At 42.3% G+C, this 15,903-nt stretch carries 14 protein-coding genes; 5 read left to right on the forward strand and 9 right to left on the reverse strand.

Annotated elements, in window-relative coordinates:
- The first annotated feature begins 1 nt into the window (after nt 1).
- The 3 genes from N8A86_RS05995 (at nt 2) to N8A86_RS06005 (ending at nt 2,141) form a co-directional block, all read left to right on the forward strand.
- Nucleotides 2-742, forward strand: coding sequence for a GDSL-type esterase/lipase family protein (locus N8A86_RS05995; protein WP_273568224.1), 741 nt, complete (start codon nt 2-4; stop codon nt 740-742).
- Nucleotides 714-1,478, forward strand: coding sequence for a hypothetical protein (locus N8A86_RS06000; protein WP_273568225.1), 765 nt, complete (start codon nt 714-716; stop codon nt 1,476-1,478). Before N8A86_RS05995 ends, N8A86_RS06000 begins: the two co-directional genes overlap by 29 nt.
- Nucleotides 1,479-1,709: 231 nt before the next feature.
- Nucleotides 1,710-2,141, forward strand: a complete 432-nt coding sequence (locus N8A86_RS06005) for a hypothetical protein (RefSeq protein WP_273568226.1) — start codon at nt 1,710-1,712, stop codon at nt 2,139-2,141.
- A 13-nt stretch (nt 2,142-2,154) separates the two neighbouring features.
- On the opposite strand, the gene N8A86_RS06010 is transcribed toward N8A86_RS06005, so the two are convergent.
- Together N8A86_RS06010 and N8A86_RS06015 are read right to left on the reverse strand one after the other, a co-directional pair.
- Entirely contained in the window at nt 2,155-4,344 is a 2,190-nt protein-coding gene (locus N8A86_RS06010; protein WP_273568227.1) for an acylase, read from the reverse strand.
- A 93-nt stretch (nt 4,345-4,437) separates the two neighbouring features.
- The gene (locus N8A86_RS06015) at nt 4,438-5,454 is read right to left on the reverse strand and encodes a TPM domain-containing protein (RefSeq protein WP_273568228.1); all 1,017 of its coding nucleotides are present in this window, start codon (nt 5,452-5,454) and stop codon (nt 4,438-4,440) included.
- 147 nt (nt 5,455-5,601) lie between these two features.
- Between N8A86_RS06015 and N8A86_RS06020 the strand changes: the two genes are divergently transcribed.
- Complete coding sequence (locus N8A86_RS06020) at nt 5,602-7,338, forward strand: ABC transporter ATP-binding protein (protein WP_273568229.1); 1,737 nt, start codon at nt 5,602-5,604, stop codon at nt 7,336-7,338.
- A gap of 209 nt (nt 7,339-7,547) precedes the next feature.
- On the opposite strand, the gene N8A86_RS06025 is transcribed toward N8A86_RS06020, so the two are convergent.
- From N8A86_RS06025 to N8A86_RS06045, 5 genes are all read right to left on the reverse strand, one after another.
- Nucleotides 7,548-7,874, reverse strand: coding sequence for a 2Fe-2S iron-sulfur cluster-binding protein (locus N8A86_RS06025; RefSeq protein ID WP_273568230.1), 327 nt, complete (start codon nt 7,872-7,874; stop codon nt 7,548-7,550).
- Nucleotides 7,875-7,985: 111 nt separating this feature from the next.
- Nucleotides 7,986-8,261, reverse strand: coding sequence for a four helix bundle protein (locus N8A86_RS06030; RefSeq protein WP_273568231.1), 276 nt, complete (start codon nt 8,259-8,261; stop codon nt 7,986-7,988).
- Between the two features lie 31 nt (nt 8,262-8,292).
- On the reverse strand, nt 8,293-9,354 hold the full coding sequence (locus N8A86_RS06035) for an NAD(P)/FAD-dependent oxidoreductase (protein ID WP_273568232.1): 1,062 nt from the start codon (nt 9,352-9,354) through the stop codon (nt 8,293-8,295).
- 74 nt (nt 9,355-9,428) lie between these two features.
- A complete protein-coding gene (locus tag N8A86_RS06040) occupies nt 9,429-9,668 on the reverse strand; it encodes a NifU family protein (RefSeq protein ID WP_273569035.1) in 240 nt (79 codons plus the stop codon).
- An 11-nt stretch (nt 9,669-9,679) separates the two neighbouring features.
- The gene (locus tag N8A86_RS06045) at nt 9,680-10,819 is read right to left on the reverse strand and encodes an Mrp/NBP35 family ATP-binding protein (protein WP_273568233.1); all 1,140 of its coding nucleotides are present in this window, start codon (nt 10,817-10,819) and stop codon (nt 9,680-9,682) included.
- Nucleotides 10,820-10,970: 151 nt separating this feature from the next.
- Here N8A86_RS06045 and N8A86_RS06050 point away from each other — a divergent pair, with 151 nt between their 5' ends.
- A complete protein-coding gene (locus N8A86_RS06050; RefSeq protein WP_273568234.1) occupies nt 10,971-12,638 on the forward strand; it encodes an amidase in 1,668 nt (555 codons plus the stop codon).
- A gap of 105 nt (nt 12,639-12,743) precedes the next feature.
- On the opposite strand, the gene N8A86_RS06055 is transcribed toward N8A86_RS06050, so the two are convergent.
- Both N8A86_RS06055 and N8A86_RS06060 read right to left on the reverse strand, forming a co-directional pair.
- Nucleotides 12,744-13,406, reverse strand: a complete 663-nt coding sequence (locus N8A86_RS06055) for an ABC transporter ATP-binding protein (protein ID WP_273568235.1) — start codon at nt 13,404-13,406, stop codon at nt 12,744-12,746.
- A 26-nt stretch (nt 13,407-13,432) separates the two neighbouring features.
- Nucleotides 13,433-15,895 (reverse strand): ABC transporter permease, encoded by a 2,463-nt coding sequence (locus N8A86_RS06060; protein ID WP_273568236.1) that lies wholly within the window; start codon nt 15,893-15,895, stop codon nt 13,433-13,435.
- Between the last annotated feature and the right edge of the window lie 8 nt (nt 15,896-15,903).

Below are 15,903 nucleotides of genomic sequence, written 5' to 3' on the forward strand. Positions count from 1 at the left end.
CATGAATAGAAAAGAATTTATTGTTACGTCGACCCTCGCCGTACTCGCAAGTACGTTGGTAGGTTGTCATCGAACTCGAAATTTCAGGTTTACAAAGAATCAGGTCATAGGTTGTTTCGGGGATAGTATTACGGCAGCCAAGAACGGTTATGTATCCATGCTTCAAGAAACATATGCCAAATTAGAACCTGAAATGGGCCTGCGATTTCTGAATTATGGCCAAAGCAGTGAAACCGTAACGGGTCTGACCGAAGAAATCCACCCCGGACCAAGACCCTATCTTTTTGAGCGATTGGATAACGAATTGGATAAGGAACCCATTGACGTCGCTTTATTTTGCTACGGAATCAATTGCGGTATTTACGGCGAACCCTCACAGAAACTTTTTGACGGATTCAAAACGGGAGTTTACACTTTTCTTGAGAAAATGCGACAACGGGAAATTGGTACGATTCTTTTGACACCACCACCCCTTGCCTTGGAAGCGCAGATTTTTGACGATACCGCGCATATCGATTATTATGGTTATTTAAATCCGTATCCTAAATACGATGAAGAAGTGCTTCAAATATTCAAGGAGATTATTTTGCAAATAAACCACCCATCCGTGCTTAAGAAAATCGATATCCATACCCCGTTACTTCAAAGACAAATGTCTTGTTATGACGAAGACCCCATTCATCCGAATGCTACCGGTCATCGATTGATTGCCAATGCTATCGTCAAAAAGCTATCCGTTTAACGGGAATAACATCGAATTTAACAGCCCTTTAAGTCCCTGTGGCAAGGTAATTGCTATCTTTATCGTGTTTATTTTGGATGCTATGGCCAAAAACTATTTGCTCTTCGTAGTTGCTTGTGTACTACTCTCCCAGAAGGGGTTAGGGCAGACCGATATCCCTACCCAACAACCCTTAAAAATAGAGGCCGCCAATAAATTGGACGAAGAAGGAAAAACCGATAAAGGTACTGCGCTGAAGATTCCGTCTGTCCTCGATGATAAACCGGAGGTCAATCTGGACATGAATCCGAAAAAGCCCATCAAAATGTTACCCGAGCGAGAACTCGTACAGGCGGGAACCGGGATGAAAATCGACCCGAAAGTAAGAAGTTCGGAAAAAGATGGCGGTGGCAACCAGCGCTTTGGCGATATGTACATGGGCGACATCAAGAACAATGGCAAGTTTGTCGGCATTGTGTGCCGTGACCATGAATATGTTGATGGCGACCGGGTCAAGATTTACCTGAACGATGTCATGATCGAGCCGAACCTGCTATTGACAGGAGGTTTTAAGGGAATCAATGTTGACTTAAAAGAAGGTTTCAACAAATTGGATTTCGTAGCCCTAAATGAAGGAACATCCTCTCCCAATACCGCACAAGTAGATGTTTATGACGACCAAGGACAAGTTATCTATTCCAATAAATGGTTATTGTCAGAAGGGTCAACGGCAACGCTTATCATTACTAAAGAGTAACTCTCCTTTTTGTAACAAACTTACTGTCTTATCGTCTTCTTACAAATAGAATTCAATGCGCTACACATTTCTGTTTGTTCTTTTTGTCCCTCTATCATTTGTTATATCCCAAGATTTAGAATGCCTCGATTTTCGACTATATTCCAAGCTGAATGATTTTGAAGAAATTAATTCGGATGGAACCTTTTTGAAGATCGCACATATAGCAAGGCCCGATTAAAGAATGATTCATTGCAATTAATGGTACTAGCAAATTCATATAAAGAATTGCCAAAATGGAGTATCTTAAGGCGCAAAGGTGTTAAAGAAGGATTCGAAGTATTTTTGATTAACCAGACGAAGTACGATTATAAACTAGTTAATGTTGACCATGAAATTCTTATTTATAGGCAAGCATTCTTTGAAAATGAATGGGTTTTTGTTGAGCCAATTAAAAAAGATTTTTCACCTTGGTGCGGTAATAGTTATATGACTTCGAGAGTTATCAAATCGAATGATTATTTTTCTTTTCTCGCTCCCTGCATCGATGGAAATATCAAAATGAAAATGAGATTTTCTATCATAGCAATGGACAGGGCAAATGCAATTCCAATAGTTTCCAACGAATTTGAAGGATGGATTCATTTGGGTTTGCTAGGGAAAAAATCCACCGGAAAATACTGAAATGACGCATTAATCATTTTCTTTCACCGGGAATATAGGTTTCTTTCGCGCGTTTTAAAACATCCTCTTTATAGAACGCAACATCTTTCCAGTTGACATCGGCGTACCGTTGAATCTGATCATCAAAGTGTGGGGAATTTGGGTCTCCACTTTGTCCGCCCGCTAGAATACTCTTTGCTTTGACCTTTTCTCCAAACTCCACTGCGGCCACAAAACTGTTTCCTCGCGTACCGTACAATTTTTTGGTGCCATTATCATAACGTGCTCCGTAGGCCGCCAAGGCACCCCAACGCCCTGAAGCAAAACCTATGGGAATGCTTGGCTTGCTATCGTCGAAGGGTTGCCGAATATCTCCGGTCAAGCGTTGGTATCGGTTGACCTCTCCCCAGGGCATTTCCCAAGTGCCGAAATCAGCGGTTAATTGGTCAATAACTTTTTCGAAAATTTTCAATCCTTCTTCCGGGTTATTCCCAAAATAGGTCATCGCCTCCATATCGCTTGAGTCTTCGGGTCTTTTCGCCTCAGTGCCCATGGCCGTTCCGTAGAAATGGGCCAAGGTCATGGCTACAGATTCTTTAGAAGTCTTAAAATCCCAATCGGCCAATACATCCATAGGGCCTTGAAGTTTAGGATTTCTGTCGTGATGCTTATAATATTCTTTGACCAATCCCGGAATCAAGGGCTTGAAAGCGGGCAATAAAGGATCATGTGCCAATTGTATCAAGCTATCGAGGGTATATCCTTTTCTATCTTTCAATAGTTCGATGGCGTGAACGCCCCGAAAATTCTCTTGATCTCTGGACATATAAGAGGGGTAATCCTCCTTTTTCGGACTGAATTCAAGTGCAGACGTAAAGGGTGTGGAATTGCAATTTTGAATCCATCCGTTTTCAGGGTTCAAGACCAGAATATTCTCATCGACGGTATGCAAGCCTTGCCAATCGGTTTTTGGGTTGCTGCCATCAACTGGTTTTGAATAGTCGAAAGATACATCGCGTTTGGGAACAAAATTTCCATGAAAGTAGGCGATATTACCTTCGGCATCAGCATAGACAGTATTATTTGAAGAGTTGGTACGAATATCCATCATTTCCCGAAATCCTTTATACCCCTCTTTTTTGGTTCTGAAATACGATTGTTCCAAGGCTTTCACAGGTTCCCACATCATCGCCGTGGCCGTCCATTGATCATCTGCCATACGTGTAATGGGGCCATGATGGGTATGGTAGGCCGGAAAGGTCTTTTCTTTTAATATATCACCATCCTTATATTTTAAAAGGATTTCGGAAGTTTCTACGTGGCGCAGTTCCTCGCCATAGCGGTAATATAGCTTTCCTTCCATATTCACGATGGTTTCCTTGAACTCGTCCATCACATCGGTATAGGTTGAGGTATGCATCCATCCTGTCTTTTCATTAAATCCCTGATACACAAAAAATTGTCCCCAAGTAACGGCGCCGTAGGCATTCAAGCCTTCTTCTGATACTACGTGCACCTCGCCCCTAAAATAAAATGAAGTATGCGGATTGATCAGCAACATCGCATTGCCCGATTGCGTGAGTTTTCCAGAAATCGCGATTCCGTTCGAACCCTGCGGTTCGGCCATTTCTTCCTTCTTTTTAATCTGAAGTTCCACACTTTCAGGGATATCGGTTTTTGTGTCGTAAAACGCTTTTATTTTTCGGGTATAGACACGTTCGATATCGCCCCCGATGGAACCTTCACTAAAATACATGGGCATCCAAGGTTCGAAATGGGTAATCAGTTTTGGTTCAACTTCAGGATGCGTTTCTAAATAATAATTGACCCCATCTGCGAAAGCGTCACACAATTTCTTCAACCAATCGGGACTTTTCTCGTAATTCGCTTTGGCCTCGGCTTCGGTCATGAACAGTTTTGCTCGCAAATCACTATACAAAGCTTCTTCGCCCTCAACCTCGGCCAATCTACCCGTGGCCCAGATATAGTTTTGCTCGACACGGTCGAAATCATCTTCACATTGTGCATAAAGTAATCCGAAAACAGCATCGGCATCGGTTTTTCCGTAGATGTGCGGCACTCCAAAATCGTCGCGGATAATGGTTACGCTTTCGGCTTTTTCTGCTAAACTTCCCTGACCTGTTTCAGGTTTGATCTCCGATTTACAAGCACAGACCAATAGGATAATTACTAATGCTCGAAGCATATTGTATGTTCGTTCCATATTTTCAATTCTTGATGTGAAAATAACGGAAAGGCTCAACAAATACTAATTATTTTCATGCCTAAAGGACATGAAGTGTATTGTGAGAATAGACTACCAACTTCCACTGGCGCCGCCACCTCCAGAACTACCACCACCCCCGGAGAAGCCACCGGAACTTCCACCGCTTGAACCTGATCCAAAGGAATGAGAGCCCGAAGAGGAAAAGGTTTTTCTGATATAGGTCTTGTCGTTCTTGGAGAGTGATAACTTAAAATCTTCCTTTCCCTTGAAAACTATTTTCAGGGCAGCTATTAATATCGCAAAGCCATAAATACTGATTGCTACCAGCACAATATATCCAGTTTTCAGCCCAAAATGCTCATCCTGCAAGGCTGGGTCGACCACCTGGTTTATTCCCAAAAAAAGGCCCAAGGGCACTAAAACAAAAACCAACGAAAAAACTATTGAAAATGATGAAATAATAACCATAAAAAAGCCTTGCAGCACCCCAAGTTTGCCAATCATCATCCCACGAAAAATTTCGATAAGGTTTCTGTACACTTTATAGAACAGGAATCCACCAGCGGCAATAAAAACAAATAGAAAAAGCCCGACAACCAGCATCATTATCAATTGTTGTTTAGAATCTTCAGCGGCCATTTCTTGTTTGAGTTCCTCGAGTGCGTCCGGACTTTCCAAAAGGAAAATAAGTCGGTCAGTGGCTTTGTCCAATCCTTCAAAATAGCGTTCTTCCTTAAATTCGGGAATCATGGTATTCCGTATAATTCGAGAGGCAATCGCATCGGTAATATAGGCCTCCGTACCCAAACCTGTCTCGATCCGTACCTTACGATTGCTTTTTGCAAAAACGATGAGCAGGCCATTGTCGGTATCCGCTTGCCCGATGCCATTTTTATTGAACGTTCCATAGGCAAATTGTTCGATTGTTTCGAAACCCAGACTATCGATGGTCAAAACGACCATTTGAAAGGTGTTGCGCTGTTCGAAATCGGTCAATTTTGTTTTGAGATGATCCAACTCCGATGAGGTAAAGATGTTCGCCTGATCGGTTGCGAACTCCTTTAGCGCGGGATACCCTTCCTGGGCGAGCCCGCTTAGGGTTATCAAGAAGAAAAATATGGGAAGAATGCGTTTGAACATCATAGGAAAAACGTCACAAGGTTTCAAATATTACAAAATCTGGATTGAAAAATAACCACGATACGAAACCGCGATTTTTAAGGTAACTTGCACCCTCTAATTACAAACCCAAAAATGTCCGATAAAAAAGTTAGTATCCTTACCGCGTTCAAGACCATTATTTGGCCTAGACGCAATCTTGTATTTATTGGGTTGGTTTTAATCGTCATCAGCAAGGCGGCCAGTTTTGTGGCTCCCCTTTCCCTGAAATATTTAATGGACGACATTATACCGAACAAAGACATTGACTTCTTGAAATTATTGGTCGGAGCGGTTGTTCTCGCCATAACAGTGCAAGCGGTAACCTCATTTTTATTGACGAAGATTCTAAGCGTGCAGGCACAATACATGATTTCAGAGCTACGCGCCCAAGTGCAGAAAAAAGTGCTCTCGCTACCGATTAGATTTTTCGACAATGCCAAGTCGGGTGCTTTGGTTTCAAGAATTATGACCGACGTGGAAGGAGTTCGAAATCTCATAGGAACCGGATTAGTACAACTTGTGGGTGGCAGCATTACGGCCATCGTCTCCTTGATATTGTTGTTGAACATCAGCTGGACGATGACGCTCTTTACATTGGTGCCCTTGGCCATATTCGCTTTTATTGCATTGAAAGCCTTTAAAATCATTCGCCCAATTTTCAGGAATCGGGGAAAAATAAACGCAGAAGTTACCGGAAGATTGACCGAAACCTTGGGCGGCGTTCGTGTGATAAAAGGTTTTAATGCGGAGGCCCAGGAAAATAAGGTTTTCGAAGAGGGTGTTGAACGTCTTTTTCAAAACGTCAAAAAAAGTCTTACGGCCACGGCGGCCATGACCAGCTCCTCGACATTTCTATTGGGCATCGCCACAACGGGAATCATGGGTATCGGCGGCTATAAAATTATGATGGATGAGCTTACCATCGGCGAGTTCTTGACCTTTACCTTTTTATTGGGATTGATGGTCGCCCCCATTGTACAGATGAGCAATATTGGAAGTCAGTTGACAGAAGCCTTGGCCGGACTAGATCGTACCGAAGAGCTCATGAACATGGTTCCCGAATCCGATGAAGAAAACCGGACGATTGTTTTAGAGGATATTACAGGGGATATCATTTTTGATGATGTTTCCTTTGCCTATGAAGAGGATAAAGAAGTATTGCATAACATTAGTTTTACTGCCAATTCAGGGGATGTTATCGCCTTGGTAGGAAGCTCAGGATCCGGAAAATCGACCGTTGCAGGCTTAGCGGCTACTTTTTTAAATCCGCAATCAGGAAAGATTTCCATTGACGGAAAAGACGTTTCCAAAGTCAACCTCAATAGTTACCGGAGAAATCTAGGTGTCGTTTTGCAGGATGAATTTTTGTTCGAGGGTACCATTCGCGAAAACATTTTATTCCCCAGACCAAACGCTTCTGAAGAAGAATTAAAAGCCGCAGTCAAAGCTGCTTATGTTGATGAATTCACAGATAGATTCGAGAAAGGTTTGGATACATTAATAGGAGAACGTGGCGTAAAACTTTCCGGAGGGCAACGGCAACGGATCGCTATTGCCCGCGCAGTACTTGCCGACCCAAAAATCCTAATCTTGGACGAAGCGACCTCTAACTTGGATACCGAAAGTGAGGCTCTCATACAAAAAAGTCTCGCTGCTCTGACCGAAGGACGAACAACGTTTGTAATCGCGCATCGATTAAGTACCATTCGAAAAGCCGACCAAATTTTGGTCATCGAAAACGGACGAATTGCCGAGCAAGGCACTCATGATGATTTAATTGCGAAGGAAGGCAGGTACTATAATCTGTTTACGTATCAGGCAAGGATATAAAGGAGGTACGAGGTTAGAAGTATGAGGTACGAAGTTTTATTGCTTAAATGTCATTACGAGGAGCAAGACGGAATGTTAAAGAAATCGGGGGTTAATGAGACGTGGCAATCTGTTGACGCCTGCTCCATGATTCAACGGATTGCTTCGTCGCCACAACCCTTCTTGCAAAGTTTGAACTTTTTATCGGCTTCTCGCAATGACAGCTAAGTTCAACTCTCTGGCGCCAATTCCACTTCCAAACCATCCAAATCTTCGGTCATTCTAATTTGGCAGCCTAAGCGACTATTGTCCTCGACATAAAAAGCTTCCGATAACATCGCTTCTTCTTCATCCGACTTTTCAGGGAGTTCGTGTTCTGATTTTACATAACACTGACATGAGGCACACATAGCCATACCACCACAGACACCGATTGTTCCTTCGGGAGCAAGTTCATAGGAGCGAACCACTTCCATGAGGTTCATGTTCATGTCGGTCGGGGCATCCACTTCGTGAGTAACACCTACGCGGTCGGTTATTTTTATTTTGATATCCATTAAACTAGTGGTTAGGAGTTAGTGGTTAGGGAACTAGTATTAGTTCATTGATTTTATTAGTCCATAAAGCATCCTAGAAATTTCATTCGATCTTTCGATTAGTTCTTTTATTTAAACCGAGGAAAGGTACCCCAATCTTTCAGACAAATATAACATTGACCTCACTTCACTATTTGAACTGATGGCGATATACAAAAATCTTATAAAATCGGGATTTGTTCTTCTATCAAAACCTTCGGCAATATTATTCGAGATAGAAACCGAGGCACGGGTAATTTGATCTTTAAAGGAATAATCTTTTAGGGTAGAAAAATCTTTGTAAATGGATACCGCAAAGTCTTGTGATTTTTGCCAAACAAGCAATTCTTCAAATTTTTTTACAGCCATACATTACACTTGCCCCTAGTTCCTTTTTCCTTTAATCAATAGCCTTTACCACCGCCTTCGGTGCTTCTTTTTTACTGCCATCAAAACCATTGATCCCACCTACTGTCGTATATTTCAAAACGTATTTTTTGTCCGGGAAAATACGCTGATAGGCACTTTGGCACATGAGCGTTGCTTCGTGGAAACCACATAAGATCAACTTCAATTTTCCAGGATAAGTGTTGACATCGCCGATGGCATAAATACCGGGAATATTGGTTTGATAATCTAAGGTATTATCGACTTTGATGGCATTTTTTTCTATTTCGAGTCCCCAATCGGCAATTGGGCCGAGTTTTGGGGAAAGTCCGAAGAGGGGAATGAAATTATCGACTTCCAAAGTGATATCTTCTACTGCACTCGTTGTTTTTCGGATGAGGACTGCTTCCAGTTTGTCCTTCCCTTTTAATGCAACTATTTCAGCGGGAGTAATCAGATTGATTTTTCCTTCGTTCTTTAAGTGTTGTACTTTTTCCACGGAATCCAAAGCGCCACGAAATTCATTTCTACGGTGTACCAAAGTAACCTCAGCAGCTACATCCGCCAAAAAGATACTCCAGTCCAAAGCGGAATCCCCGCCTCCGGCAATGACCACTTTCTTATCGCGATATACTTCGGGGTCTTTGATGAAATAGTTCACGCCATTATCCTCAAAATCAACAATACTCACGAGCAAGGGTTTACGCGGCTCAAAACTTCCCAATCCGCCTGCGATGGCAACAATGGGGGCATTGTGTTTTGTGCCTTTGTTGGTGGTCACGATAAACGAACCATCTTCCAATTTCTCGATGGTTTCGGCACGTTCGCCCAAAGTAAATCCGGGTTGAAAGGGTTTGATTTGTTCCATTAAGTTATCGACCAATTCGCCCGCCAAAACTTCGGGAAAACCAGGAATATCATAAATGGGCTTTTTGGGATATATCTCGGAACATTGGCCACCAGCTTGCGGCAGTGCATCTATCAAATGGCATTTCAATTGCAGGAGTCCGGCCTCAAAAACGGCAAAAAGCCCCGTTGGGCCCGCACCTATGATCAGTATATCTGTTTTAATCATTAAAATATCGGTTTGAAATCTAGGCAAAGCTATTACAACAAAAAATCAAAATTTATGACTTTTATCAGATAGGTCTACCCTATGTTCACGACTTCTTCGATTTGCGGGGCGTATTTTTTAATTGTCATTTCCACCCCACTCTTTAGGGTCATTTGGTTGACGGTACATCCGACACAAGCACCTTCTAACTTGACCTTGACAGAATTTTCATTATCAATGGAAACGAGCGAAATATCGCCCCCATCACTTTGCAGAAAAGGTCGGATTTCGTCCAAGGCCTTTTCTACGTTCAATCTTAGTTCTTCGGAAGTCATTGTTACCATAACTACTTCTTTTTAACGGCAGCGCATCCTGCCATTGTTGTTATTTTGATAGCCTCAGTAGGCGGTAGGTCTTTGTTACGTCGTACAACTTCTTGAACTACGTTTTTGGTCAGCTCTTCAAAAGCGGTTTCAACAGGAGTAGCCGTTTGCATGGCAGCGGGCCTTCCGATATCTCCGGCTTCACGGATGCTTTGAACTAACGGAATTTCTCCTAAAAAGGGAACTTTTAAATCTTCGGCCAAATGCTTGGCCCCTTCTTTACCAAAGATATAATATTTGTTCTCCGGAAGTTCGGCTGGAGTAAAATACGCCATATTCTCAACAATGCCCAAAACGGGCACATTTATGGATTCTTGTTGAAACATCGCTACCCCTTTTTTGGCATCGGCCAAGGCCACTTCTTGCGGTGTACTTACGATGACCGCTCCCGTAACGGGCATCGCCTGCATAATGCTCAAATGAATATCGCCTGTTCCTGGAGGTAAATCCAACAACATAAAATCGAGTTCGCCCCAATGGGCATCGAAAATCATCTGGTTCAAAGCTTTGGAGGCCATGGGACCTCTCCAGATAACCGCCTGATTGGGCTGGGTAAAAAATCCGATCGAGAGCATTTTGACTCCGTAACTCTCGACGGGTTTCATTTTCGACTTTCCGTTGACATTGACCGCCAAAGGTTTTTCGTTGGCCACATCGAACATAATGGGCATCGAGGGGCCGTAGATATCGGCATCCAAAAGTCCAACTTTAAAGCCCATTTTCGCCAAGGTAACCGCTAGATTCGCCGTTACAGTGGATTTTCCAACACCTCCTTTGCCAGAAGCTACGGCAATGATATTTTGGATTCCCGGGATGGGTTTCCCTTTGATTTCATTGACTTTGGCCTTTGCAGGCGCATCCACTTTGATGTTTATCTTGATCTTTGCCTTTTCATACACTTCCCGATGGATAATCTTCAAGATTTCCACCTCGGTCTTTTTACGGGCCTGAAGACTTGGATTGTTGATCGTAATATCGATTTCGACTTCATCGCCGAAAATCATTACATTTTTAACAGCCCCACTTTCGACCATGTTCTGGCCTTCGCCGGGGACGGTAATATGTTCTAATGCCCTTAAAACTTCCTTTTTTTCTAGCTTCATTATGTATACTCATTCTAAACAACAAAGATAGGACTTCGCCCTGAGACGGGGAAGCTATTGCATTGAAAATGAATATGGCATGATAGAGAAAACTTTGATGGAACAATCACAAAAACGTACATTCGGCCTAACCAATCAAAACTTGAGATCAATGCATAGTCCCAAAAGGAAAATATGGGCTCTTTTACTTTTTAGTATTGTCATTTTTTTGACAGGAGCCTGTAAAAAAGAAAAAAACAGTTTCTCAAAAGAAGATGTAAAAGGTGCCGAAAAATTGATCGGTATTGAGTTTTCCAAAAATAATATGGATACCCTATATCCGTATTTACAGGAAAATCGAGCGGGTTTCGATTCGTTGCGAAAATATCCTTTGGATAACGAAGTTTTTCCAGCGGTACGGTTTGATCCGTTGCCCAGAAATTTTGTTCCTCGGATCCAGGACGATTTTCCCGTTTGGGAAGTCCCTTCGGATGTGGAGTTACCGAAACAAACTTCCGCACTTGCCTTTTATACCATTACCCAATTGGCATCCTTGATAAAAAATAAAAAAATCACTTCTTTGGAACTGACCGAATTTTTCATTGAACGTATCAAAAAATATGATTCGGTGTTGCAATCGACCATTACCATCACAGAAGAATTGGCATTGAAACAGGCCAAAAAAATGGATCAAGAATTGGCCAATGGCAAGTACCGGGGCATCTTGCACGGAATACCCTACGGCGTAAAGGATCTGATGGCAGTTGAGGGTTATAAAACAACTTGGGGAGCAGAACCTTATAAAAATCAAGAACTTGCGGTAACGGCAACGGTCGTTGAAAAATTGCAAACAGCAGGAGGCGTTCTTATTGCGAAATTGGTCTCGGGATCTTTGGCAAGAGGCGATGTCTGGTTCGGAGGAAAAACCAAAAACCCGTGGGATGTGGAAGAAGGAGCGAGTGGTTCATCAGCGGGATCTGGGTCGGCGACTTCGGCAGGGCTTGTACCTTTTGCATTGGGAACGGAAACCTTGGGTTCGATTACTTCCCCGAGCACTAAAAACGGTATTACCGGATTGCGCCCAACCTACGGGAGGGTCAGTCGGCATGGCGTTATGCCTTTGAGCTGGTCGATGGACAAAGTAGGCCCTATGGCCCGGACGGTGGAGGATTGTGCCATCGTGTATAGCATCATTTTAGGGGAAGACCCAAAAGACCAAACTACTACAAACCTCGACTTTGGCTTCGACCCGAAAAAAGATTTCAAATCGCTGCGCGTCGCCTATCTGAAGGAAGATATTGAAAAGGATACTACCGAACACAAGGAGAATCTGAAAAAGGCGGTCGAGACTTTTAAGAACATCGGGGTCGACCTCACGGAAATAGAACTTCCTACTGCGATCCCGTTTAAAAGTTTCGACATTATTCTTCGTGCCGAGGCAGGTGCTTTTTTTGATGATTTGGTGCGGTCGGGAGCTGTTGATTCCATGGTTGAGCAAGACCAAAAATCACGGGCCAATTCGTTACGGCAATCCCGTTTTATTCCCGCGGTCGAATATATTCAGGCCAACAGGCATCGACAAGTACTCATCGAACAAATGCACGATGTGATAAAAGACTTTGATGTGATTATTTCCCCGACTTTCGGCAATAAGCAGTTGTTGATTACCAACCTTACGGGACACCCTGTTATTTCGGTGCCAACAGGTTTGGATGACGAAAAGCACCCTACCAGTATGACATTGGTTGGCAATCTCTACGACGAAGCGAGTATTTTATTATTGGCTAAAGCGTTTCAGGAAGCGACCGCGTTTGATGAGCTTCATCCGGAGGGGTATTAAGTGTTATCACTTGAAATAGTTGGTCGGAATTGTCCATTTGCCAAAATCCCCTAATTTTTTAAAAATTAGGGGATTTTAGGATATTTCGAACCTTTACATGTGTGTTTAAACCATTCGCCCATCCAACAAATTAATGATACGTTTGCCGTACTTGGCGTTGGTCTCTGAATGGGTCACTTGAATTATGGTTACGCCTTCATCGTTCAATTGCTTGAACAATTCCATGATTTCATCTCCTTGCTTGGAGTTTAGGTTTCCTGTCGGCTCATCGGCCAGAATCAGCTTAGGTTTGCCGATCAAGGCACGGGCAACGCCTACCAATTGTTGTTGACCACCACTCAATTGTGTCGGAAATAGATCCTTTTTCCCAACAATACTAAAACGATCCAACATATCGGCGACCATAGCCTTTCGCTCAGAACCGCTCATCTTTTTATACAAAAGGGGCATCTCTAAGTTTTCATAAACTGTCAGTTCATCTATCAAGTGGTATGCTTGAAAAACGAAACCTATATATTGTTTGTAAAGATTGGCTCGATGTTTTTCTTTTAATTGGTGTACGGGTTCGTCCAAAAAACTGTATTCCCCTTCATCAAAATTATCGAGCATGCCGATGACATTGAGCAAGGTCGATTTTCCTGAACCAGACGGTCCCATTACGGAAATAAATTCTCCTTCTTCGACTTCAAGATTGATGTCCTTTAAAAGGAAGACCCGTTGCCCGCCTTGTTGTACCCATTTGAAAATGTTGTTTAATTGTAATAACATGTTTTGTTTTTTTATAATTAGTGTTGTTATTCATCCCATAGGCTCTCCACAGGATTGGCTATGGCCGCCCGAAAGGTTTGTGATAAGACCGTACTTGAGCCAATTATGAACATAATCCCTATTCCTATTAGTATTATCCAAATACTAAAATCAACATGATATGAAAATTCTTCCAGCCAAATCGTATTCGCAAAATATGCCACTGGGACAGTAATCAAAATGGCGAATACAAATAACCATAGATATCCATTGGATAGTGACAATGCAATATTCCGGATTTTTGCACCGTGTACTTTTCGAATTCCAATTTCCTTTTTCTTTGATTCAGCCGTGAAGGCCGCCACACCTAAAAGTCCGAGTGAAGCAATTGTAATGGCCAAAAACGAGATAAACCCTAGAATATAAATAATATCCGTAAATATCGAATTGGTCGCTTTCAGTTCATCTTCATAAATGTCGTATTTAAAGGAATGTACTTTGTCCAACTTTTTCCATCTCTCTTCCATGAACGAAAGTAACGCATTGACATTCGATGCAGAATGAAAGCGCACGTTCATATAGGCAAATTCAGCAGGAAGATAGCGCATTAGCAGGGGTTCGTCTTTATCTGCCTCCGTCAACAAATCGAATATGAAGTTTTCGGTCAGGCCAATTACTTGCAATGCTTTTTTATCCTCGCCAATTAAAATAGTTTCTCCCACAATATTTTTTGGTTCTTCATAGCCCAATAATCTGGCAACCGCTTCATTGACAACGACCATAGTTTCTTCACTTTTTGGGACGGACCTCGGAAAGTTATCGCCCGCCAACAATTGCAGCTTTAAATTCGGAATAAAATTCTGGTCGACACCTATGATGCTGGCCGTTAATTCCGACTTTGACATTTTTGAAGTACTGACCTGCGTATTTCCACTATACCCTCCCGTACCGGGAATAAATGTACTGGCCGATATATTCTGAACAGCCGGATTTTGTTTGAACTCATTGGCCAAAGTCTCATATTCCATGCCCTGAAGTTTCACGTTGATGATATGGCCTTCATCAAAACCATATTCTTTATCGAGCAAGTAATTCAATTGAGAGAAAATCAAAAGTGTTGTAATGATAAAAAATAGGGAAGCACAAAATTGTGCGAGGACCAAGCCCTTTTTTAGTGAAAGACGTTTGCCTTTGCCAAGCTTTATCCCAGATGAATTTCGCAAGGTTATAATAGGTGTGAACGAGGAAAGAAATGAGGCGGGAAGTAATCCGGCCAAACATCCCACCAAAATACTGAAACCTACAAACAGCAAGAAAAGTACAACGTCTGGAGTTAGGTCCAAGATCAGAAACTGATTTATCCAAAGATCTAAAAAGACGGCACTCAAAATTTGAAGCATGCCAATGGCAAGCACCAAAGATATCAGTGAAATGAGAATGGACTCAATGATAAACTGAATAAAAACTTGGTATCGTGCTGCGCCCATCGTTTTTCTGACACCTATTTCTTTAGAGCGGGTCAGAGATCGTGCAAATGAAAGGTTTACATAATTAAAGCAGGCGGAAAACAGCACGACCAACCCCAAAAACGAAAGAAAATAAATTGCCTCAATGGGCATTCTCAAACTGATTGGATTCTGATGAATGGCCCCTGGCGTTATTTCAGAGAGTTGCTCAGTTGCAAAAGAAATGTTGATATCTTCATTGGCTGCATATCTTTCTTTTGAAATATCGGCAAGTATAGGAGCCAGATCCTTTTCGGTCTTACCTTCTTTCAACAGTATATAGAGATAACTATCAAAATAGCTGTTCCAATCATCAAAAACCGCTTCGCTTTTACCCTGTTTTATCAAAGCTGGTACCGTCGCCATAGAAACCAAAAATTCAAATTGTATGTGTGAAGGCAAGGCGGTATCGACAACACCTGTTACCGTAAAATCTCCAAGTAGGGTTTCCTCATTCTCGGTCGGAAGCAAATCGATATCAAGCGTATTCAATCCGATATCGTTCAATTTTACCGATTTGCCAATGGGGTTTTCACTCCCGAATAATTTTTCTGCGGATTCCTTTGTGAGCACTATGGAAAAAGGAGCTTCCAGCACATTTTCAATGTTTCCCCCAATCAATGGGAAGTCGAACAGTTTGAAGAAATTTTCATCTACATAACGGCCTGCCAACGGAATTCGACGATCCCCATATACCACATCCCCACCCACAAAACTGGATTTTACCCGAACGGCATCTTCAACCACATGTGGATATTCTTGCACCAAAGCCGAAGCGAGTGGCAAAGGCGTCGAGGCCCACGAACTCGCATCATCCATACTTAAAACACGAACGATCCGGTCTTGTTTTTCATGAAAATCATCGACCTTTTTTTGCCCGTATACCAACAGTATGATCAGCAAACAAGTCGCCATGCTTATCGATAGCCCGAAAATATTGATAAGCGAAAACATGCGGTGCTTGTAAATGTTTCGCAAGGCTACTTTTAGATAGTTTTTTAGCATATTAATTT

The organism is Maribacter halichondriae, assembly GCF_027474825.1.
GTDB classification, from domain to species: domain Bacteria; phylum Bacteroidota; class Bacteroidia; order Flavobacteriales; family Flavobacteriaceae; genus Meishania; species Meishania halichondriae.